This window comes from Psychrobacillus sp. NPDC093200 (assembly GCF_050280345.1).
GTDB classification, from domain to species: Bacteria; Bacillota; Bacilli; order Bacillales_A; family Planococcaceae; genus Psychrobacillus; species Psychrobacillus faecigallinarum.
Genome location: NZ_JBNNVC010000001.1, coordinates 774,081 through 794,195, shown reverse-complemented (window position 1 = coordinate 794,195; position 20,115 = coordinate 774,081). Strand labels below are relative to the sequence as shown.

Annotated in this window: 20 protein-coding genes; 4 read left to right on the top strand and 16 right to left on the bottom strand. The window is 36.1% G+C overall.

The annotated features are described in order from the left end of the window. Positions 1–19: 19 nt before the first annotated feature. The gene (locus ACQKNZ_RS03980; protein WP_195761946.1) at positions 20–2,704 is read right to left on the bottom strand and encodes a 5'-nucleotidase C-terminal domain-containing protein; all 2,685 of its coding nucleotides are present in this window, start codon (positions 2,702–2,704) and stop codon (positions 20–22) included. Between the two features lie 421 nt (positions 2,705–3,125). Between ACQKNZ_RS03980 and ACQKNZ_RS03975 the strand changes: the two genes are divergently transcribed. Beyond that, a complete protein-coding gene (locus tag ACQKNZ_RS03975; protein ID WP_427658247.1) occupies positions 3,126–3,764 on the top strand; it encodes an SGNH/GDSL hydrolase family protein in 639 nt (212 codons plus the stop codon). Positions 3,765–3,940: 176 nt separating this feature from the next. Here the strand turns inward: ACQKNZ_RS03975 and ACQKNZ_RS03970 are convergent, their stop codons facing one another. The 9 genes from ACQKNZ_RS03970 to ACQKNZ_RS03930 form a co-directional block, all read right to left on the bottom strand. Next, the gene (locus tag ACQKNZ_RS03970) at positions 3,941–5,227 is read right to left on the bottom strand and encodes an MFS transporter (RefSeq protein WP_154311378.1); all 1,287 of its coding nucleotides are present in this window, start codon (positions 5,225–5,227) and stop codon (positions 3,941–3,943) included. Between the two features lie 27 nt (positions 5,228–5,254). Next, positions 5,255–5,704 (bottom strand): VanZ family protein, encoded by a 450-nt coding sequence (locus ACQKNZ_RS03965; RefSeq protein WP_427658245.1) that lies wholly within the window; start codon positions 5,702–5,704, stop codon positions 5,255–5,257. Between the two features lie 99 nt (positions 5,705–5,803). Next, on the bottom strand, positions 5,804–6,655 hold the full coding sequence (locus tag ACQKNZ_RS03960) for an STAS domain-containing protein (RefSeq protein ID WP_154311380.1): 852 nt from the start codon (positions 6,653–6,655) through the stop codon (positions 5,804–5,806). 169 nt (positions 6,656–6,824) lie between these two features. Continuing rightward, entirely contained in the window at positions 6,825–7,907 is a 1,083-nt protein-coding gene (locus ACQKNZ_RS03955) for a Gfo/Idh/MocA family protein (protein WP_144537298.1), read from the bottom strand. 513 nt (positions 7,908–8,420) lie between these two features. Continuing rightward, complete coding sequence (gene phoU, locus ACQKNZ_RS03950) at positions 8,421–9,074, bottom strand: phosphate signaling complex protein PhoU (RefSeq protein ID WP_144537296.1); 654 nt, start codon at positions 9,072–9,074, stop codon at positions 8,421–8,423. An 18-nt stretch (positions 9,075–9,092) separates the two neighbouring features. Continuing rightward, positions 9,093–9,902 carry a phosphate ABC transporter ATP-binding protein PstB gene (pstB, locus tag ACQKNZ_RS03945; RefSeq protein WP_151111126.1) on the bottom strand — a complete coding sequence of 270 codons (810 nt, stop codon included), beginning with the start codon at positions 9,900–9,902 and terminating at the stop codon, positions 9,093–9,095. Between the two features lie 15 nt (positions 9,903–9,917). Continuing rightward, on the bottom strand, positions 9,918–10,742 hold the full coding sequence (pstA, locus tag ACQKNZ_RS03940) for a phosphate ABC transporter permease PstA (protein WP_144537293.1): 825 nt from the start codon (positions 10,740–10,742) through the stop codon (positions 9,918–9,920). A gap of 1 nt (position 10,743) precedes the next feature. Beyond that, positions 10,744–11,655 (bottom strand): phosphate ABC transporter permease subunit PstC, encoded by a 912-nt coding sequence (gene pstC, locus ACQKNZ_RS03935; RefSeq protein WP_144537291.1) that lies wholly within the window; start codon positions 11,653–11,655, stop codon positions 10,744–10,746. A gap of 39 nt (positions 11,656–11,694) precedes the next feature. After that, the gene (locus tag ACQKNZ_RS03930) at positions 11,695–12,519 is read right to left on the bottom strand and encodes a phosphate ABC transporter substrate-binding protein (RefSeq protein ID WP_144537289.1); all 825 of its coding nucleotides are present in this window, start codon (positions 12,517–12,519) and stop codon (positions 11,695–11,697) included. A 360-nt stretch (positions 12,520–12,879) separates the two neighbouring features. Between ACQKNZ_RS03930 and ACQKNZ_RS03925 the strand changes: the two genes are divergently transcribed. From ACQKNZ_RS03925 to ACQKNZ_RS03915, 3 genes are all read left to right on the top strand, one after another. After that, entirely contained in the window at positions 12,880–13,392 is a 513-nt protein-coding gene (locus tag ACQKNZ_RS03925; RefSeq protein ID WP_229653935.1) for a sigma-70 family RNA polymerase sigma factor, read from the top strand. After that, entirely contained in the window at positions 13,382–14,020 is a 639-nt protein-coding gene (locus tag ACQKNZ_RS03920; RefSeq protein ID WP_427658240.1) for a hypothetical protein, read from the top strand. Before ACQKNZ_RS03925 ends, ACQKNZ_RS03920 begins: the two co-directional genes overlap by 11 nt. Positions 14,021–14,769: 749 nt before the next feature. Next, positions 14,770–16,149, top strand: coding sequence for a Glu/Leu/Phe/Val family dehydrogenase (locus tag ACQKNZ_RS03915; RefSeq protein ID WP_191696586.1), 1,380 nt, complete (start codon positions 14,770–14,772; stop codon positions 16,147–16,149). 176 nt (positions 16,150–16,325) lie between these two features. On the opposite strand, the gene ACQKNZ_RS03910 is transcribed toward ACQKNZ_RS03915, so the two are convergent. From ACQKNZ_RS03910 to ACQKNZ_RS03885, 6 genes are all read right to left on the bottom strand, one after another. Further along, positions 16,326–16,826, bottom strand: a complete 501-nt coding sequence (locus tag ACQKNZ_RS03910) for a HEAT repeat domain-containing protein (RefSeq protein WP_154311381.1) — start codon at positions 16,824–16,826, stop codon at positions 16,326–16,328. A 74-nt stretch (positions 16,827–16,900) separates the two neighbouring features. After that, complete coding sequence (locus tag ACQKNZ_RS03905) at positions 16,901–17,299, bottom strand: hypothetical protein (protein ID WP_427658238.1); 399 nt, start codon at positions 17,297–17,299, stop codon at positions 16,901–16,903. A gap of 258 nt (positions 17,300–17,557) precedes the next feature. Further along, a complete protein-coding gene (locus ACQKNZ_RS03900; protein WP_225215882.1) occupies positions 17,558–17,872 on the bottom strand; it encodes a GNAT family N-acetyltransferase in 315 nt (104 codons plus the stop codon). A 26-nt stretch (positions 17,873–17,898) separates the two neighbouring features. Then, positions 17,899–18,066: a hypothetical protein gene (locus ACQKNZ_RS03895; protein ID WP_225215883.1), complete on the bottom strand. Its 168-nt coding sequence runs from the start codon at positions 18,064–18,066 to the stop codon at positions 17,899–17,901. 139 nt (positions 18,067–18,205) lie between these two features. Beyond that, the gene (locus tag ACQKNZ_RS03890) at positions 18,206–18,694 is read right to left on the bottom strand and encodes a hypothetical protein (RefSeq protein ID WP_151111141.1); all 489 of its coding nucleotides are present in this window, start codon (positions 18,692–18,694) and stop codon (positions 18,206–18,208) included. Positions 18,695–19,077: 383 nt separating this feature from the next. Beyond that, complete coding sequence (locus tag ACQKNZ_RS03885) at positions 19,078–19,935, bottom strand: alpha/beta fold hydrolase (protein ID WP_144537281.1); 858 nt, start codon at positions 19,933–19,935, stop codon at positions 19,078–19,080. Positions 19,936–20,115 lie beyond the last annotated feature (180 nt).

The following is a 20,115-nucleotide window of genomic DNA, read 5'->3' as shown; positions in this document are numbered from 1 at the left end:
TTTTAGTAGTAAATAAAAGTTATAGAATGATATTACCTAAGATTGTTAAACCGACTAATTCGTAGTTATCACTATCTAAGCCCGTAAAGTCTGCATTACCCTCTACAGTGAGATTTGAGAAGGACACACTTGTAGAAGGACTGCCAACTAACGTGAGATTTCCTTTAACTACAGCATTTTCAAGCTTACTTACATCTGATAAAGAAACTGTTACATCACCGTTGTATACTTTCAGCTTTTCTGGAGTTCCAGAGAAGTCCGCAGCAGGTATATCTCCTCCAGGAATATCTGTTTCACCTTGTCCCGCAATATCAAGAATGCGTCCTTCGACTTGAGGATCTACATTTTTAAGAGCTGCGAGATGCTCACGGAAGTTTTCCCAATCAGAGAGACCTAAATCAGTCACTCGACCTTGTTCATACGCTTTTTTTAGTACATCGTAGCCGTCTCCACCTTTAGCCGTGAATGCATTTGTTGCAATCATATATTCTTGCTCATTTTCCAGGGGAACATAATCATTTGTAGCATTTTTGTATTCAATAGACACAACTCTTTTTCCAACGGGTTTGGAGGAATCATATACAACCTTTGCTCCTGAGACATGGAGAAAACCACCATTTTCCTTTGGAGATTCCTTAAAGCTGATCTCAAATGCAGCTTTTATTTCCGCACCTGATAGTTTCATAGTCGCCAAGGTATTTCCGAATGGAAGTACAGAGATTACCTCTCCAACTGTTATTGGTCCTTGATTAATAGCGGAGCGAATACCTCCACCATTTTGGAATGCCATAATAACATCTTTGTTATATACTCTTGCCTTATTAAGCATCCCATCAGTAATTAAGTTTCCAAGTGGCGTTTCATTGCTTCGAACACTGTTAAGATTGCTACCACTTGCGCGAGGATTCTCTAAGATTTTAACAGCAGTAGCCCCTGTTTCTTCCTCTTTTATCTCTTTAATTTTTCCTGCATATTTTTTCAGTAATTCAGCTGCTTCTGCGTCTTCTTTTTTATCATTTATACTAATTAATTTCCCAGCATTCTTTACTATTTTCCCGTTTTTATCAAACTCTACATCCAAAGTACCTAAAAACTCACTATACTGATAGGCTTGTACAATGACAGTTGGTTCCTTAGGTTTGCCACTTTTATCTTTGTTAATTACAACTGGATTTTCTAGTTTTGTATGGCTATGTCCTCCAACTATTATATCTATACCAGCAACTCTTGCTGCTAGCTCTAAGTCATTATCATAAGCAGGATTATCGTCATATCCGAGGTGTGACACGGCAATAACCTTGTTGACACCTTGCTTTTTAAACTCTGCAACCATTTTTTCAGCTGCCTCTATATAGTCATTAAAAGTTACATCTACAGGACTAGATATATCTTTTGTTTCTTCTGTCGTTAAACCAAACAATCCAATTTTTTGTCCATTTACTACTTTGATAATTCCGCTATAAATTTGACCGTTTTTTGCACTATTTGCTACTTTTACATTAAATAGTCCTTTAAGATCTACTTCCTTAGAAAAATCTACATTTGAGCTTACAATAGGGAAATTAGATTTCTGAATAAATTCGGCTAATGCTTTATGTCCGTCAGAACTCGAACCTAAGTCGAACTCATGATTTCCTAAGGTCATCACATCATATTTCATCAGATTCATAAATTCTACATCAGCTTGACCTTTAAATTCATTAAAATATAAAGTTCCAGAGAATACATCCCCTGCATCGATCAGTAAGGCTGAAGGTTTCTCTTTACGAAAATCTTTTACAGCTGTTACTCGTTTTGCAACATTATCTAATTGAGCATGCGTGTCATTCGTATGCATAATAGATAATTTAAAATTAGAGCCCGTGTTACCACCACTTCCTCCGCCGTTACCGCCACCTGATGATGGTGGATTTGGATTTGGTGTAGGCATAGGAGTTGGTATAATAATATCAATTCCCGCTTTTTTAGATACCTCTGTCACCTTATCGATAAGCTCTTTCACCATAGGAAACGTACTAGAAGGCGGCAAACGATTAATTAAAGGTTTAATAGATTCTAAAACCTTAATAGCTTCCTCCTTTTTGCCTGCTCCAAGTAATTTATCCGCTTCCTTCACTTTCATGTAAATTGTTATGGGAACCATTAACTGATCTCTTTTTTGGTTTGCAGGCTCCTTGTACTGTTCTAATAGAAGATCTCTAGCTGCCTTACCAGAAAAACGATAAAGTATAACTGTTCTATTTTTTAGTTGAACAGAAAGCTTGTGATAAAGTGCTTCAATTTTCTCCCAATCTTTTGCAGTCTCAGCCCTTTTTATATCAGCCATTATTGGATTTAAATACTTATCCGTGTAATTATAAGCATCAATATAAGGTATAATACCCTTAGTAATACGCTCCTCGTATAAAACATCTAAATCTCTTAACATAGCATCCTTGTTGGTAGCATTAGATTTTTGTATAGCACTTCGCGCCTTTTGATAATTCAACTTGGCAGTATTCAGTACTGGATATAAATCCGTACTAGTTGCAATCTTGTTGTTCTGCGCTGGAATGACATAAGCATATGCAGCATCCTTCATATCCTTTCTTGCCTGATCTACCATAGATTGCAGTGAATTTTTTGTATGCCCTACATTCGTAGAAGCCAACATAGATGTAACGAGGACTGCTGCAATGACAGATTTCTTCATCTTGTTATTCATGATTTCCCTCCAATTTTTAATGGTAAAACATACATTTCACATTAAATTATTTTACAATAATTAGAAATTTTTCATTAATGTGTATGTAATATTTACCATAACATGGGAAACAATTAAGTTCAATTCTAAAATTATTAAATATTTGTAATATTTAAAATAAATTTTATGAGCTATAAACTTTAACAAAGATTGCTCTGAATAAAATACGATTTCACAAGTTTTCTTTTGAATTTAAAACTGGATTAAGCTATAAATTAAAACCTCCCCGTTAATATAACAATTGAAAATATTACAAACAGCAGGGGTTAAATTTAAGATTTAGTAAAAACTTTTACACCATTCACATAAATTAGTGGAGTTTTAGGAAGACAAGCGAAACTCAAAATGTTACATATATTCTATTTATAAGGAGGGTTAAATCTTGTATAGTCCACTATTCATAAGCAGATGGAACAATAAAAATTGGACAGTCGTTGGTGACAGTAACACGGAGCTCAATTGGGCCGGTGAAATAAAATATCCCGGCTACATCTCTGAAGATCTTGGGTTAAAAGTACAAAACTTAGGAAAAAGTGGATCTGGGTGGTTCAATACTTGGAAGGCTGGTTACGAGGCATTCTACCTAAGATTAGATGAGGTAGATAAAGAGGCAGATTTAATCACCTTCTTAGGAGGCGGTAATGATTATGCTGAAACGGAGAAGCCCTTTGTTTTAGGTACTTTAGGTGATACTGATGCCCTCTCTTCCTTTTATGGTGCATTAGATCACACTATCAGCACAGCTATCAATATGTTTCCAAACGCAACCATCGCTACATTCACCCAGTTTAGACGCGATGTGGGACAGCCTACTAACCCTCAGCTGGAAGCAATGGTGAGAGCTGAGTTAGAAGTAACTGCAAAATACGGAATCCCTTGCTCGAATCTTTATCACCAAGCCAATCAATATCCATGGCTAACTTGGTACCGTGAGCGTTATATGATCGATGGTATTCATCTAAATGATGCTGGTCATAAGAAACTAGCCTTTAAAATGATTCCTTTTATAGAAGGACTATAGAAAAGAAAAAGCTCCTAGATTCGGGAGCTTTTTCTTGTTAATATTCGATTGTCGTAAAATTCGTGTTGATTGTAGTAAAATAGGTCTCGATTGTCGTAAAACAAGCCAAAATTGTAGTAAAACACCTAAAATCACTGAGTATTAGACAAAAAAGACAGCCCATTCAACTAAAATCTTTAACTTTTCCAAGAAAATCTCCAAACCCGATTAGGAACTTTACACAAACCAACTATTAACACGAACGACAAAATTCCAGCAACTAAAGACAACATCATGTAGCTAGTTTGCGCAGCGATTACACCGGACAATCCCCCACCAGAGACACCTGCCAGTGCAACCCATACATCCACCGATCCCTGTCTTTTAGCTCTCGTCGCAGGCACAGTAGAATCTACTATCAAAGCGGTGCTACTAATTAAACCAAAGTTCCATCCTAAACCTAACAACGCTAATGCCAAAATGAGCATCCCTAAGGAGTCTCCGGGAGCAAACGCAGCCACAAGCCCTGCTGCAAGCAAAGTAAAACCGGAAGCAACACCCACTGCCATTCGTCCAAAGCGGTCTACAAGCATTCCTGTAACCAGTGAAGGCAAATACATTGCCGCCACATGAAATCCAATCACTAAGCCGACAGCATTTAAATCATGCCCATGATGCCTCATATGAACAGGTGTCATCGTCATTATGGAAACCATCACGACTTGAGTGATGACCATAATCGCGGCTCCAGTATAAATACCCATTTTATCCTCTACTTGCTCCTCAAAATCGTTACTAGCACTCACATCTGCCTTATGCTTGTTAATAGCAGTCGAAATAACTAAAGGATCAGGTCTCAATAAAATTAAAAGAACAGCCCCAGCTAAAATATAAGCAGCCGCTGCCAATATAAAAGGACCTGCAAGCGATGGAACTCCTATAGAAGTAGCAAATTCACCCATCACCCCAACTAAATTGGGACCTGCAAATGCCCCTAAAGTGGTAGATACCATCGCCACACTAATTGCCGTTCCTCGTTGCTTTGCACTAGCTAAATCCGTACCAGCATACCTTGCCTGTAAATTCGTTGCAGACCCAGCGCCATATATTAAAAGTGATACAAACAGCAATACAATACTTTCACTCAGAGAAGCAATAACTACCCCTATAGCTCCTATACCACCAACGATAAACCCAGAAGACAAGCCATACCTCCTACCAAAACGCTGAGACATTCTCCCAACGATTAACGCTGCTCCAGCTGACCCTAATGTAAATAACGCTGTAGGCACTCCTGCATAACTATCCGTCCCTAGCATATCCTGAGCAATCAAAGCACCCACTGTGATTCCAGCCGCAAGCCCTGCTCCTCCGAATATCTGTGACAAAACGACAATCCATAGAGTTCTTTTATAAAGTCGCTGTATTTCTTCTGGAGAATCTATGTATTTCTTAATTTCTGTAGAACTATTTCCCTTTAATATGACCCTTCACTCCCATCTTCCACAATACTATGCTTTACGTTTATTCCTTAATCCTATCAGCCATCTGTATAGCAAGATACCAACTAAAGCACCGGCGCTATCAAGCAATACATCCTTCACTTGTGCCCCTCTTCCAGGTACAAACAGTTGATGCAGCTCATCACTAATCGCATAAATGACACAAATCAAGAACGCTAACCCAATATCTTTCTTGTTCCAAAATTTGCTCAACCTTAATGCACGTACTACCAATATTCCTAAAACGAAATAAATAAAAAAATGTGCATTCTTTCGTACAAAATGATGAGAGTTCTCCATAAACAAATCCGAATCAGGAGCTGCCATCTCCACTATCGATAAAAACATTTCCGTGACTCCTAAGCTTAACTCTTTTGAATCCGCAGCTGGTTGACTGGAGAAAAAGAAAATCAAACCCATCCATAAAATCACAGCAACAAAAGAAAGAACTTTAGACATTTATACTCACCTTGCACTTTCTAGCTACTTCTTATCTTAAACACGAGAAACCTAATAAAAGCAGCTAAAGAGTGAACTTCAGCTGCCCCACTATAAATATTACATATTTTTGTAAACACCCGTACGTAGCAAAGCTTGTCTTAATGAACTATAAGTAGAAATATTCCCGAAGTCCAATCCTAATTGGACAGAAGTTTGAGCAACCTCTGGGCTAATACCTGATACAAATGGCTGAATGCCTAGTAAGCTTAAAATCTCCATAAATTTGAACAACTCATTTGCGACCATCGTATCTATAATCGGTACTGCGGAAATATCGATAAATAGCTTATCTATACCAAGCTCTATACACTTTTGTGGTATTTCATCAGTTAGAGACTTCGCACGATATGTATCAATATCCCCAACGATCGGCAATACACCAACCTTTTCTAAAATAGGGATAATTGGACTGCTCAATTCTCGGATTAGCGTTTGCTGTGCATTAAAACGAGTATTAGAAAGAAGATAATAGCGTTTAGAAAACTCAAAAATTAACCGATCGAAAGATATATTATAGACAGAGCTCCATTTCAATATATCGCCATGAGTAATGCTATCTGTTTTTTCATTCACAAAAGATTCTACAAAACTCCAAATGGTCTCCCTAGTTTTATTGAGTGCTTCAATTACATTATGAATAGCTATACTATTTTCTACTCTATTTTTTGCAACATTTTCTGCCCAAATGTCTAAAAGTTCAGGAAAGGAATTTTCACCCTCCCATAAAGCACTAGCTACCGTTCTAATAGTTAGCGCATGCTGTTCTTGAAGTATCACATCTATCTGAGGGTTCGGATTATTCGAGTAAAAAGGATCTGTAAACTTTCTTTTTTCCTCAAACCACTGTTTGGTAATATTTTGAGAGTTTTCGATTAAATAACTATAAAGTTGCTGGTTAATAGAAGACAAATGCTTCCCTTCTTTCTATCTAATTAATAGTAAGTAACTCTATTATAAATCCTTCAGAAGGAAAAAGGTATTTTATTCTATATTTTCTACATTATTCGAATAATATTATCACCTTAAGAAATATGAAAAAAGCAGCCGAAGGTAAATTCGGCTGCTAGAGTACGCTATATTATTTCGAAAATCTTCCTTTAAAATCCATTGTGCTGCATTTTTCCATTGGAAGCTTAACACTTTTGCCTTCTGCAGCTGATTTATAAATTGCTAACACTAGCTCAAGTGCGTTTCTACCGTCCACTGCTGTTACATAAGGATCTCTGTCATTTTTAATCGCATCGATCACATCAGTATATAGTGGGTTATGACCAAAGCCATAAACGGATGGTGGATTTTCGAAGTATTTTGCTTTTACTTCTTCGGAGTTATCCTTGTTATCTGCAAACATCCACTCTTCAATAATATTAACGGATTTACCACCGATTTTAACAGTACCTTCTTCACCAAAAACATAAAGCGTTTCTTCAAGATTTTTAGGGAAGATATTAGTAGTACCTTCAATAATTCCATAGCTTCCGTTTTTAAAGCGAACTAAAGCCATACCAAGGTCTTCTGCCTCGATGAAGCCGTGCATTAAGTTGTCTGTCATACCAACGACTTCTACGATTTCGTCACCCATCATCCAACGTAACAAGTCAATATTATGTATACATTGGTTCATCAACGCGCCGCCATCTTGCTCCCAAGTTCCGCGCCATGGAGCTTGTGTATAATAATCTTCTCCACGGTTCCAACGAATATGAGCAGTTCCGTGAAGTAATCTTCCGAAGCGACCTTCTTCTACAGCTTCTCTCATTTTTTGAACAGATTTATTGAAACGGTTTTGGTGACAAGCACTTACTTTAACGTTTTTCTCTTTAGCTAATGCAATGATTTGATCTGCTTCTTCTAAAGATAAAGCGATTGGCTTCTCAATGATTAGGTTGCTTCCATGTTCAATACAATCTAAAGCGATTTGAGCATGCTTTCCACTTTCTGTACAAATCCCGATTAGCTCAGGAGATTCCTGCTGTAGCATTTCCTTGTAATCAGTATATTTTTTTACTGTTTCCGGAAGCTCGAACATGGATATTGTTGCATCCATTTTGCTCTCATCTACATCACATAATGCCACGATATCTAAATTATTTTCTATAGCTGCAGCAACATGATTAGGAGAGATTCGTCCACACCCGATAATTGCATATTTTAAACTCACTTTCGTGTTCCTCCTTTGGAATACCCAATGTCTATATGCTCTTATGCTACCCAAACACTCAAAGTTATACTCTAAGTGATTATCTTCACATAAAGCCTCCACTATTATATCATAATTCAATCTATAGTTTTATCAACTACATATGAATCAATTATATAATTGATTCATACGAATAATATAGAGGAAACTAAAGAATTATGTCCTTTACCTTGAATATAGTTTATTTTGGCTACAACTGGGCACCTCCCACGGGATAAGTGATAGGCTACCATCGTAGTTCACACGTTGTTTTTAATAGCTTATGCGCCATACTCATCCGGTCTGAGTTAACCATATCGTCTTTCCTCAACATAATGATATATATTTGTATTTTAATGACAAAGTACTATTTGTGAATTTCAAATCATGTATGTAAATGAGTTCAATTTTAAGGAGCCTCCGAAAATTTAATTTCGAAGGCTCCTTTATATTTAAAGGTAAAGTTACATGGAGTTTACTCAATAGATCAATTTATCAGTTAAAATCATACATCTGCCCTTTGATCAGATAGGCAGTGCTTTCTGCTATATTTGTAATATGATCAGCTGTACGTTCTAAGAAACGATTGATGAACAGGAGCTGCACGAGCTGACTCGTGTCTTCTGGGTGTTCACTTAAATAATGTGTGATATTTTGGTAATTAGTCTTGCTGTTAGCATCGACCTGATCATCGAGGTCTGCTACTTCCTTTGCTAGCGTAATATTTTCTTTCACAAAGGATTCTAGTGATTTTTGTAGCATGACTATGGAGACTGTCTTCATCGGCTCGAGTTCTGTCAAATACAATAGGGACGGTCGCTCTCCTATTTTAATAGTTGCCTTTGAAATGTTAACCGCGAAATCAGCAATACGCTCGATATCGCTCGAAATTTTCAAAACACCAATGATTCTGCGTAAGTCACGTGCAAGTGGCTGTTCCTTGGAGATAAACCAAATAGCCATTTGATTTATCTCCTTTTCCATTTCATCTATCGTATTGTCTTTTTCTATTGTTCTCAAAGCAAGCTCAATGTCCTGCGTTTTTAGAGCTTTGTATGATTGCTCCAATTGCTCTTCAGTTATTCGAACCATTTCCGCAAGCTTATTTTCCAGCTCCTGCATATTGTTTTCGAAGTTTTCGCGTATCATTTTCCGTCTCCCATCTTGTTATCCGAAACGTCCAGTTATATAATCTTCTGTTCTTGAATCATTCGGTGTTGAAAAGATAACGTCTGTTTTATCGTACTCAATTACTTCTCCATTTAAGAAGAATGCTGTTTTATCGGAGATTCTGGCAGCCTGCTGCATATTGTGTGTTACGATGACAATCGTGTAGTCTTTTTTCATTTGGGTGATAAGCTCTTCTACCTTCAATGTTGAGATTGGATCAAGGGCAGAAGTCGGTTCGTCCATTAATATAACATCTGGCTTCATTGCAATAGCACGAGCGATACAAACACGCTGTTGCTGACCACCAGAAAGACCAAGGGCAGAGGTTTTTAGGCGGTCCTTCACCTCATCCCAGATGGCAGCGCCACGAAGACTTTCTTCTACAATTTCGTTTAAAGCCTTCTTGTTTTTAATGCCCTGCATACGTGGACCGTAAGCAACATTGTCATATATACTCATTGGGAACAGGTTAGGCTTTTGAAAAACCATTCCCACTTTCGTACGAAGCTTTATAACATCCTGACTTGCATATATATCCTCTTCATCAATTACAATTTTTCCAGTGATTTTAACTCCATCGATTAAATCATTCATACGGTTTAACGTACGTAGAAAGGTTGATTTCCCACAACCAGAAGGGCCAATCAATGCTGTTACTTCTTTTTCCTGAATACCTAGGGAAACACCGTACAATGCTTGCTTCTCCCCGTAAAATAAATTGAGATCATACACATTGATTTTCGAATGCTCAGTAGTAGTCGTTGACCCAAAGCTCTCAGAGGTAGATTTAAAAAGTAATTTCTTCATGTTGGTCTCCTTCGTTTAATGATTTGCCTTATTGAATTTCTTGGATATATACGTAGCAGATAAGTTAAGTATTAAGATGATCACGATTAACACAATACCAATGGCCGCCGCCAGTTCAATATTTCCTGTCTCCTGAGTAACTAAATAAGAATGCACCGTTAGTGTACGAGCAGAAGAAAAAATACTTTCTGGCATGGCAGCCACTGTACCAGCTGTTAAGAAAATAGCTGCCGATTCGCCCACTATCCGCCCAATGGATAGTATAATTCCCGAAAGAATTCCCGGCATTGCACTCGGTAAAATAATTTTATAAAGAGTCTGTAGCTTGGTTGTCCCAAGTGCCAAAGATCCCTCTCTATAAGTATTAGGCACTGTCTTTAACGCTTCTTCAGTTGTTCGAATAATAACCGGTAATACGATAATGGTTAAGGTTAATGATGCCGCGATGATAGACATACCCAGCTTCAAGGTTGCAACAAAAAATACCGCTCCGAACAGTCCATATATAATAGAAGGAATCCCTGTTAAGCTCTCAGTCGCATAACGAATTATTTTCACTAGTCGACCTTGTTTCGCATACTCATGTAAGTACACTGCAGCCAAAATCCCGATTGGTGTAGCGATAGCCAACGATATTAAAATTGAATAAACAGTGGTGACGATCATAGGCCAAATGCCTCCTCCACCAGTTGGCGAGTAATCACCGAAGATAAACTCTAAATTGATCAATCGAAAGCCTTTGTAGAATATGTAGCCGACAATTACAACTAGAATGGCAACAGATATAAAGGCCGAAAACCATAAGAGACCTCGGAGAATATTGTCCTTTACCTTGTTCATATTAGTTGCCTCCCCTTGCTGTAATTCTAGCTAGTACGAAATTTAAGATGAGAATAAAGGAGAATAACACTATCCCAGTTGCGAATAGCATTTCCTGATGAGTACCAAACGCATATCCCATCTCCAATGCAATATTCGTAGTTAGCGGACGAACACTGTCTGTAAGACTTGTAGGGATAATCAGACTGTTTCCAGCAACCAATATAACTGCCATTGTCTCCCCGATAGCTCGTCCTAAACCAAGGACGATTGCCGCCATAATCCCGGACTTTGCAGCAGGAACGATTACTTTAAAAATGGTCCCAATATGTGAAACCCCTAGAGCTAAAGAGCCTTCTGTGTAAGATTTGGGAACCGCTCTTATCGATGTCTCTGCCACAGTAACAATAGTAGGAAGCATCATAATAGCAAGCACTAGAATAACTGCTAGTAAGCTTTGCCCTCTCGCAAGACCAAAATTGTCCTGTAATAAAGGAACGATAATCGCGAGTCCGAATACTCCGTATAAAACAGATGGAATACCAGCAAGAAGCTGAATAGCCGGAGAAATGAGCTTGGCTAATCTCTTAGGTGCAATTTCCGCTAGGAAGATGGCTGTAAATAAACCAATCGGAACTCCAATAATTAGTGCACCAAGTGTAGCGAATAGAGATGCTACGATCATTGGAAAAATACCGAATTTATCCTCGCTCGGAACCCAGTCTGTGCCGAAAATAAAATCTATAAAGCTGTAGCCCTCTGCTATAAACGGATAAGAGCCCTTATAAAACACAAAGCCTACAATTAACGCTAAACTCACTACAGATAATAATGCACAAGCAAGGAAAACCTTTGCAGATAAACCTTCTAAAAAATACTTACGTTTATTTGCTTTTTCTATTTCAGTTTGCTTTTCGAATGGTGGTGTAGTCACGCAAGTTTCCTCCCATTTTGTAAATTCAACATATGTTGTTTATTGCAGAATAGGGATAGCACCCGCTTCGGAAACTATTTCCTGTCCATTAGAGCCTAAAATATAATCGATAAATTTCTGTCCGCCTTGCGTTAAATCACCATCTTTGTATACGAACAAAAATGGTCTTGAAAGACTGTATTTGTTGTCTAACACGTTTTGAGCAGTCGGCTCTACTCCGTTTATCTTCATCGGGTAAATCGTTTCATCAATATACTCGAAGGATATAAATCCAACTGCGTGCTTGTTAGTTGCCACAGTAGTCTTTATATTTCCATTCCCACTTGCGACAATCGCATTTCGAATCAATTCACCGGAGGAATAGCCGACAATTTCCTGAAAGGCATCACGGGAGCCTGAGCCATCCTCACGCGATACTACCACAATTTCTAAATCCTCTCCGCCAAGCTGCTTCCAGTTCGTCACTTCACCAGTGAAGATTTGCTTCACCTGCTCCATCGTTAAATCCTGAACCTTATTCGATGGATGTGTAACAATTACAATCCCATCATAGGCAATGATAATTTCCTCTAATTGTGCAGCTTCCTCTTCCTTTAAATCACGAGAACTCATTCCTATTTCAGAAACACCGTTTGTTGCATTCGTAATACCCGCAGATGATCCGATCTGATTGACCTCTATATTGACCGATTCTGTTTCTTCATATTTCACCGCTAACTTCTCTGCCAAAGGTCCGACCGAAGTAGATCCTGATATAGAGATAGTTTGCTTATCGCCACTTGAGTGTTCTGTATCATCACTTCCACAGCCAGTAAGAATCGCCAAGGGAATAACAAGAGAAACGATCGTTTTCTTAAATAACATGGGAAACCTCCAAGAGTTATAGACTTCTATCTACTTTCCATCATAATGTTAATTTTTTAACCCTTTATTAACTGAATGTAAAGGTATTGTAAACTTTCTAAAAATGAATTAAATATATTGTGAATTTATTGAAAATTAAAGTAAACTCATTTACATTAATTTCTACTCTAAACAAGTGAATTATAAAATATAATGCACACTGATATAGTTTCTCTTAGTTTGCCCTTCAATAAGTGTTCATATGTATAGGGACTGAATAACGTTGGAAACCATATTTCCGCTTGAAATTAAAGCCAAATGGAGTTCTAGACCGTCTAATAGTTGATAGAAAATAAGGAGGTGTTTTAAATTTTAAATTTAGTGAATAAAGCTCAAAAAGGTAATGACAACGCATTTTTGACATTATTTCAAAAGTATGAAAATGACATTTACAGAGTAGCTTTTGTATATGTGAAAAATCAAAATGATGCCCTTGATGTTGTTCAAGAAACAGCATATCAGTCCTTTAAATCAATAAAAAATCTAAAAGAACCTAAATATTTTAAAACTTGGTTGATAAGAATTGCGATAAACTGTGCACTTGATTTACTTAGAAAACAGAAAAATATTCTTCCTCTAAATTCAGAATTTGAAAACTTTATAGCAGGAGATTTTAACGAAGATATATTTGAAGAAATAACGTTAAATGAGTTAATCGAATGTTTAAATGAAGACGAAAAAAGTGTAATTATTTTAAGGTTCTATGATGATTTAACTATAAAAGAAGTATCTAAAACTTTGGAAATTCCTTTAGGTACAACAAAGACTATTTTGTATAGAGCCTTAAATAAACTTCGAAAAAATTTGGAAGGAGATCATATATATGAGCAATAAAATTAAACAAGAAATGAGTAAAATAGAAATACCAAAAGAAATTAGTGAAAGAAGTAAATTAGGAATTTCAAAAGTGAAATCAGAAAGAGGTAAACCTAAATTTAAGCGCTCTTTTATAATTGCACCAGCGATAGTAGCTTCATTAGCAATAGGTATTTTTACTTCAAGTTACTTTACAAATGACTCAGTACCGGAAAATCCTATAATAAAAACAATGGAATACAGCAGTAGCTTTGATTTGTCGGACACTCCTCGCCTTATTGGTTGGGCAGACAATGTATTCATTGGAAAAGTTTTAAAACAATCTGGTACTAAATCATTGGGTGGTATCCCCGAAACTCAATTTGAAGTAGAAGTTACAGATAACATTAAAGGTGATCTTGAAGAAACCATAATAGTGAATCAACAAGGTGGATACACAAAAGAAGAATTAATATTAGTAGAAAATGATCCACTACTTAAAGAGGGACAATTATATTTATTTGTTACAAAGTATCTGCAAGAAGAAAATTGGTATACCTTAGTACCCGTGTATGGGGACATTTTAATTAATAATAATGATGAAAAAAATAATCTAATCCAAGAATATAAAATAGAGTATGAAAATGAAATACCGTTTGGGAATTAGCGAATAAAAGAGATTGGCTGCTGCAAGGTAGCCAATCTCTTTTTGGGTTTCCAAATTTTCTAATCAGAAATCAACATATTTAATACATGGACCGCCAGTATTGAAATAAAGGTGTTTTACTGAATAAATGATTTTAAAATTAAAAAGACTATAGACAATTTCAAATTTTTTGACTTTGTCTGCAGTCTGCCCATATAATTGCATATGATAAAGGTCTAAACCCTTTCGTTAATAATTTTCAAATTGGCCATTCCTTCTTAAATCACTTACTTTCTTCAAACTTGTTACATGCGCTCTACCCAGAACTCTCAATATGCTATCCTTTTTAGTGACATCACATATCGAACATATGTAACCGAGCCATTCTTCTGTAAAAGGTTTACTACGGTTTTCGTGGAAACTTAAATTATATTTCATTCGATAGTTTGATAACGTGTATTCAAACTCATTTAACATATAAGATTTAGTCAAATGAATCACCCTTTCTAATAAACTTGGTGGATATAATGAAGTAGTATTCACCTTCCTTTCGCTTTTAACACTGCTTGCGTTGCTTTCGCTAATAGGTCTGATTGTCCTTGAATATTCAATAATTTGTTGTACTGCATCTAAGCGTTGTTTAAGTCCCTTTTGTCTTGTCCATTCGGATATGAATTTATCAAAATTTAATGAACTTCCCTACGTTTTTTCCCAGCAGTTTAGGGTATAACTAACTCCGATGAACTATATTTACGGAGGTGCTGAAATAAGTGGAAGAACAAACAATATCAATTGTAAAGCAGTCGCTAAATGCATTATTGGAGAACGAGACCTTTTTGCCTGATTTACAAGGAGAGATGCGGACAAAGGCATTTAATTCATTGAATGCAATTCTATCTACACCTAATCAGATACATAAGTCTTTCCTGCGTGTTCCGCTGGAAAGCGGAGAAATTGTTCGGATTCCCTCTTATCGTGTGCATCATAATGATGCCCTTGGTCCGTATAAGGGTGGTATTCGTTTTCATGAGTCGGTTAATGAGTTAGAGGTTATTAATTTGGCATTTCTAATGACGCTAAAAAATGCACTTCATAATGTACCCTTCGGTGGAGGAAAAGGCGGAATCGTCATCAATCCTAAAAACTTTACCGACAAGGAATTACATCGTATTTGCATAAAATATGTGCGCTATTTTAACGATGTCCTTGGTCCTGATCGTGACATTCCAGCACCAGACGTTGGATCCGGTGAACGAGAGATGGATTGGATGATGGCAGAGTACAAAAAGATTAACCAAGGGCAACCATACTTGGGCAGTTTTACAGGAAAAAGTATTGCAAATGGTGGATCTTTAGGCCGTAGAGAGGCTACTGGCAAGGGAGTTTACTTCACCTTCCGCTACATGTTAAGTAATTATGTAAAGGAACATGCGCAAACATTAGAAAGCTCTGAAAACCCTTTTGCCAAAACGGCACTGGAATATTCCAACCGCCCTTTAACAATTGCGGTGCAAGGATTCGGTAATGTTGGATCAGTTACAGCGCTTGAGGCTGCTCGCTGTACACATCTTCAAAACAAGGTCGTTGCAATAAGTGATCGTAATGTCACTCTATATAACTCAGATGGGCTGGATATTCAGACACTTGCACAATTTTCATCCGAGAACAAAGGCGACCTTCCCACTTCAGAGGAGCAGCTAAAAGAAATAGGGGTCACCGCGTCTATATTAAGCAGAGAAGAAATTCTTACAATGGATGTAGACGTTTTATTCCTTGCAGCGCTAGAAAATCAATTGAATGACTCCAATAAAGCTGATATTAAGGCTCGAATTATCGTAGAAGGAGCGAATGCCCCAACTACTAAGGAGGCAGACGACTACTTGAGCAAAAAAGGCGTCATCATCATCCCAGACATTTTAGCAAATGCCGGTGGGGTAATTGTTTCTTATTTAGAATGGCTTCAGGGACGAGAAACACAGTTTTACTCAGAGGAAGAAGTGTACAACCAGCTTCTAGCGAAAATGAAAAATACTATGGATACATTACTGCCATTATATTTTGGAGATCCTTTACCACTTCGCCAAAATTGCTATATCCATGCGGTTATTCGCTTATCTACTGTGCTGTATAGACAAGGGAAGCTTTATTAAAAATGGCTATGTTAAAGGTAGATGTAAGACACAAAAAATGAGCTGGGATATTTTCTCCAAGCTCATTTTATTTTATTTCCTTTTTATTAAAGCACCCGTTAGTTGAATAAGAAATAGAAGACACCAAAGCATTTCTACTTTCTTTATGTAAGCACCAATAGTGAAACAAGGCTTAATTATTTTTTCTTAAAAGTACACAAAGTTTCTATCGTATCTGATAATATCTCCATTTGTCTTTCTTTATCATTTAACTCTTCTTTTACCTCTATAATACAGTTCAATAAAACTTCATCTGATATTTCACCTTTAATTGATTCTATCAATTGATATGCTTGTGCTTGTACTTCAAAGTTTCCATTTATCAAATGGTAAATTAGTGTTTCTAAATGTGCTGAACAATCGAATGGTTCTAGTGCGTATAATAGTGTTCCTCTATAACCTAAAGTTTTTGGGTCATTAATAACATCTATTAACGGTTGTACCACTTCTTCGTTCCCAATATCACTTAACGTTAAAGCAATAGAGTTTCTTAATAAAGGATTTTCAGTTCTTTGTAAATATTCAATAAGTAAAGGAATTGCTTGAATGTCCTTACTTCTGCTAATTTCTTCTAAAATGATTTCTGCTTCATCAAACTTTTCATTTTCTATTGCAAATCTTAATGAATTATTGTCCATAATACTTATCCAAACTCCTTGTCATTTACCATAATAAAATTTTATATAATGATCATATTTTGCTAAAGCACGCGTTAGTTCAATAAGAAGTTACAATTTAATTGTTTTTCCGCTTCTTTTACAATGGTTGTAATTAGAGATTCTCTTGTAATTCCCTCTACATTATCACCATATCGATAGTCGTCTATCATTTCACTGATCTCATACCATACATTTAATTCTTCGCTAACAAATTCTTCACGAACTACTTGGTAAATTTCATATGCATAGTTAATTGCAATAGATTCATTATCTATTATTTGTTTTAGCAAATACCAGAAGTAATACTTAGAACACTCATCCTGTGTGGGTTCTTCCATACTTAATTCTCTTACTGCCCTATGAAAATAATCTTCTACCTCAAAAATATTTAGAGTTTCACTTAGGGAAGAAAGTATATTTAGTGATGTAGATGTATCACTATTTTCTGACATTTGGGTAGCCCAATTAACATAATCGACAGGTTCTACTTTCTTTTCGAATATTTTATAATACAACATTTTAGTTTCCATCACTTCCTCCTTTTATTTTCTTCTTTCCTTGTTCAACTAACCTGCTCCGTAGTTTAAGTGTAACATTTCACAATGCATATTTAGGATCAACCTAATATTTTGGACATAAAAATGGACCATCGAAAAAAATGGTCATATTTTGCAAAACACCCGTTAGTTCAATAAGAAATAGAAGTATATTTATTTATATCTATATTGTATTAGTTGGTTTTCCGTTCCTAAGTATTCTTCATTGCCAATCCTGCTTATCTCTATAAATCCTATTTTCTCAAGCATTTTTCTGGAGCGAATATTCTCTTCGTGGGTTTCTGCATTAAAAATTGTAATTCCTAAGTTTATAGAAGCGTAATCCATCATACATAGAATAGAATTAGTCCCAATTCCTTTTCCCCATAATGTACTCTCACCAATTGCAATACCTAATTCAGCTGCATTATCTTTAATACAGGCTAAATCTGCATACCCAACTAACCTTTCTTTCAATTCTATTCCCATTCGAACAAAGTCTTCAGATTCATTACTTATACAATGAAGCCACTATCTATACAATTCTTCTTCACTTCTATTTTTCTCCCAGCCATTCGCTGAACAAAAATGTCATCCTTACTCCAATTTAAAACAACTTCATAGTCATCTATTCTTAAATTTCTAATTTTTATGGAGCGTATATTGTTGTCTTTAGTATTCATTCTACTATCCCCAATAGATTTCTTTGTTCAACTAAACTGCGTCTTTAGTTGAACAAGAAATGAGAGCTGTACTACCAGCTCTTCATTTTACTAAGCACCCGTTAGTGGAAGAAGGAAATTCCCTTTAACTTTACCTGTTTTACTCTATCAATCTAAAAAGGTCAGAATAAAAAAGTTTTATCGTTGCTTCATTTTCTTTATCGTTATATAATCCAAAGCCATATTCAGTTCCTTCAATTAACCCAACTGAATACAACAATCCTTCTTGAAAATCCTTTGGACGATAGTCAATAGCTTCCGAGATGAAGGGGGTCAATGAATCGGTTCCAATGAATATTATTGGTTTCTGTAATTCAGCATAAATTTTTGAATAATTATCGTTAGAGGCTTCTGCTAATTGTTCTTTCATGATAAAGACAGCATCATAGTTTTTATAATTGTCGTTAGATAAATCTTCAAAAGTAATCGGAACAAAATTTACTGTCTTATTTTCTATTATAGTAGGTGAATTTCCAATGATACCAATGTTCAAAACACGCCCAGTGTAAGGATTAGTCGGAGTGGTAGAACTGCACCCAGTCGTAAAAGTAAGTAACATCAATATAAAAATGAATAATGATTTTTTCATTACATCTCCCTCTTAACAATCTCCATTTTTTAATTATTACTTATTCTTTATTTTATATTCGAATTCCTTCTTCAACTAAACTCCGTCATTGTTTCGATAAGAAAAAAGGCTCTACTCCATCTTGAAGTAAAGCACCCGTTAGCTTAATTAATGCCTGCTGCTGTCATTGCAATGCTCCACATAATAAGAGTAAACGATATTGTAAGCCAAACTGTATTGACCGTAGTTTTTTCTTCGTGTTTTACCTTTTTCAATATAGAAACCAAATTCAAACAAAATATAATGCACTAGATAGGCATTAAAAGCCATCCTATGTATATAAAGGCATAAATCATATGCTCACTCCTTTGTAGTTGTTTATCATTGTTCTGCTAAAGCAACCGTTAGTTGAACAAGCTGGGGCTGAAAAAATTTTCTGCTATCGTATTCATTTTGTCTGGCTTTTCTACAACAGTCCAATGACCGCAATTTTCAATTTCAATTAATTTTGCATGTGGTACGTACTTTATTAATAACTCTTTAATTTTTGCAGGTGTAATAATATCATGACTTCCCTGTGCGACTAGAATTGGTATTTCAGATAATTTATAGATTTCGCTTTTTAAGTCATAGTTCTTTTCAATATCTTCTCCTATTAATTGATTGACATAACTATTCATACTGGACTTCTCTTTCCTTTTTAATGTATCGACTGAAAATACGTAGTATGGGTCTAAAATATTTAAAATATCTTCATAGGATCCAGAACCTTTTTTCATTTTTCTATCTGCCTTAAAAAGATTTATTTTATCCTTCAAGGAGATTTTTTTCAAAAGTTCTTTTTCAAAGCTTTTATATCCTTTTGCCGAAACTCCTATAGCAGCTGTTAGAAGTATTTTATTAACTCTTTCCGGGTAGGTAGTTGCATAAAGCAAGGCAAGCATAGAACCCCAAGACTCTCCGAAAAGGTTCATTTTTTCCAACTTCAATTCTTTGCGCAATAATTCTAATGTCTTTACTTCATCCATCATGGAGTATGTATTACTTTTAGCGTGTTCTGATTTACCGCAACCCCTTTGATCATATAAAACAAGTTTGAACTTTTGGGCTAATGGTAAAACGTGAGGAAGAAAAAAACGATGCTCACTTCCAGGACCACCATGAAGGAAGACGATAGCTTCTCCGTCACCAATAATATTGACATGCAGTTTTTGTCCTTTGATATTAACAAAATCTATTGGTCCCTTTAATTCATTAGCCATGTTTTACCTCCTACTATTCTTGATTCTATATTGTTCTTTAGATCTTTCCTTCTTCAACTAAACCTGCCCCGTTAGTTTAAGTGTAACATTTCACAATGCATATTCTGAGATCAACTTAATATATTGCACATAAAAATAGACCATCGAAATGATGGCCATATATTACCAAAGCACCCGTTA

What these genes read in the sequence shown, in the direction of transcription:
- ACQKNZ_RS03980 (WP_195761946.1), bottom strand. Translation starts at nt 2,704, where the DNA reads ATGAATAACAAGATGAAGAAATCTGTCATTGCAGCAGTCCTCGTTACA.
- ACQKNZ_RS03965 (WP_427658245.1), bottom strand. Translation starts at nt 5,704, where the DNA reads ATGTCTAAAGTTCTTTCTTTTGTTGCTGTGATTTTATGGATGGGTTTG.
- phoU (WP_144537296.1), bottom strand. Translation starts at nt 9,074, where the DNA reads ATGATACGCGAAAACTTCGAAAACAATATGCAGGAGCTGGAAAATAAG.
- pstB (WP_151111126.1), bottom strand. Translation starts at nt 9,902, where the DNA reads ATGAAGAAATTACTTTTTAAATCTACCTCTGAGAGCTTTGGGTCAACG.
- pstA (WP_144537293.1), bottom strand. Translation starts at nt 10,742, where the DNA reads ATGAACAAGGTAAAGGACAATATTCTCCGAGGTCTCTTATGGTTTTCG.
- ACQKNZ_RS03930 (WP_144537289.1), bottom strand. Translation starts at nt 12,519, where the DNA reads ATGTTATTTAAGAAAACGATCGTTTCTCTTGTTATTCCCTTGGCGATT.
- ACQKNZ_RS03920 (WP_427658240.1), top strand. Translation starts at nt 13,382, where the DNA reads ATGAGCAATAAAATTAAACAAGAAATGAGTAAAATAGAAATACCAAAA.
- ACQKNZ_RS03910 (WP_154311381.1), bottom strand. Translation starts at nt 16,826, where the DNA reads ATGGACAATAATTCATTAAGATTTGCAATAGAAAATGAAAAGTTTGAT.
- ACQKNZ_RS03905 (WP_427658238.1), bottom strand. Translation starts at nt 17,299, where the DNA reads ATGTCAGAAAATAGTGATACATCTACATCACTAAATATACTTTCTTCC.
- ACQKNZ_RS03900 (WP_225215882.1), bottom strand. Translation starts at nt 17,872, where the DNA reads ATGGGAATAGAATTGAAAGAAAGGTTAGTTGGGTATGCAGATTTAGCC.
- ACQKNZ_RS03895 (WP_225215883.1), bottom strand. Translation starts at nt 18,066, where the DNA reads ATGAATACTAAAGACAACAATATACGCTCCATAAAAATTAGAAATTTA.
- ACQKNZ_RS03890 (WP_151111141.1), bottom strand. Translation starts at nt 18,694, where the DNA reads ATGAAAAAATCATTATTCATTTTTATATTGATGTTACTTACTTTTACG.
- ACQKNZ_RS03885 (WP_144537281.1), bottom strand. Translation starts at nt 19,935, where the DNA reads ATGGCTAATGAATTAAAGGGACCAATAGATTTTGTTAATATCAAAGGA.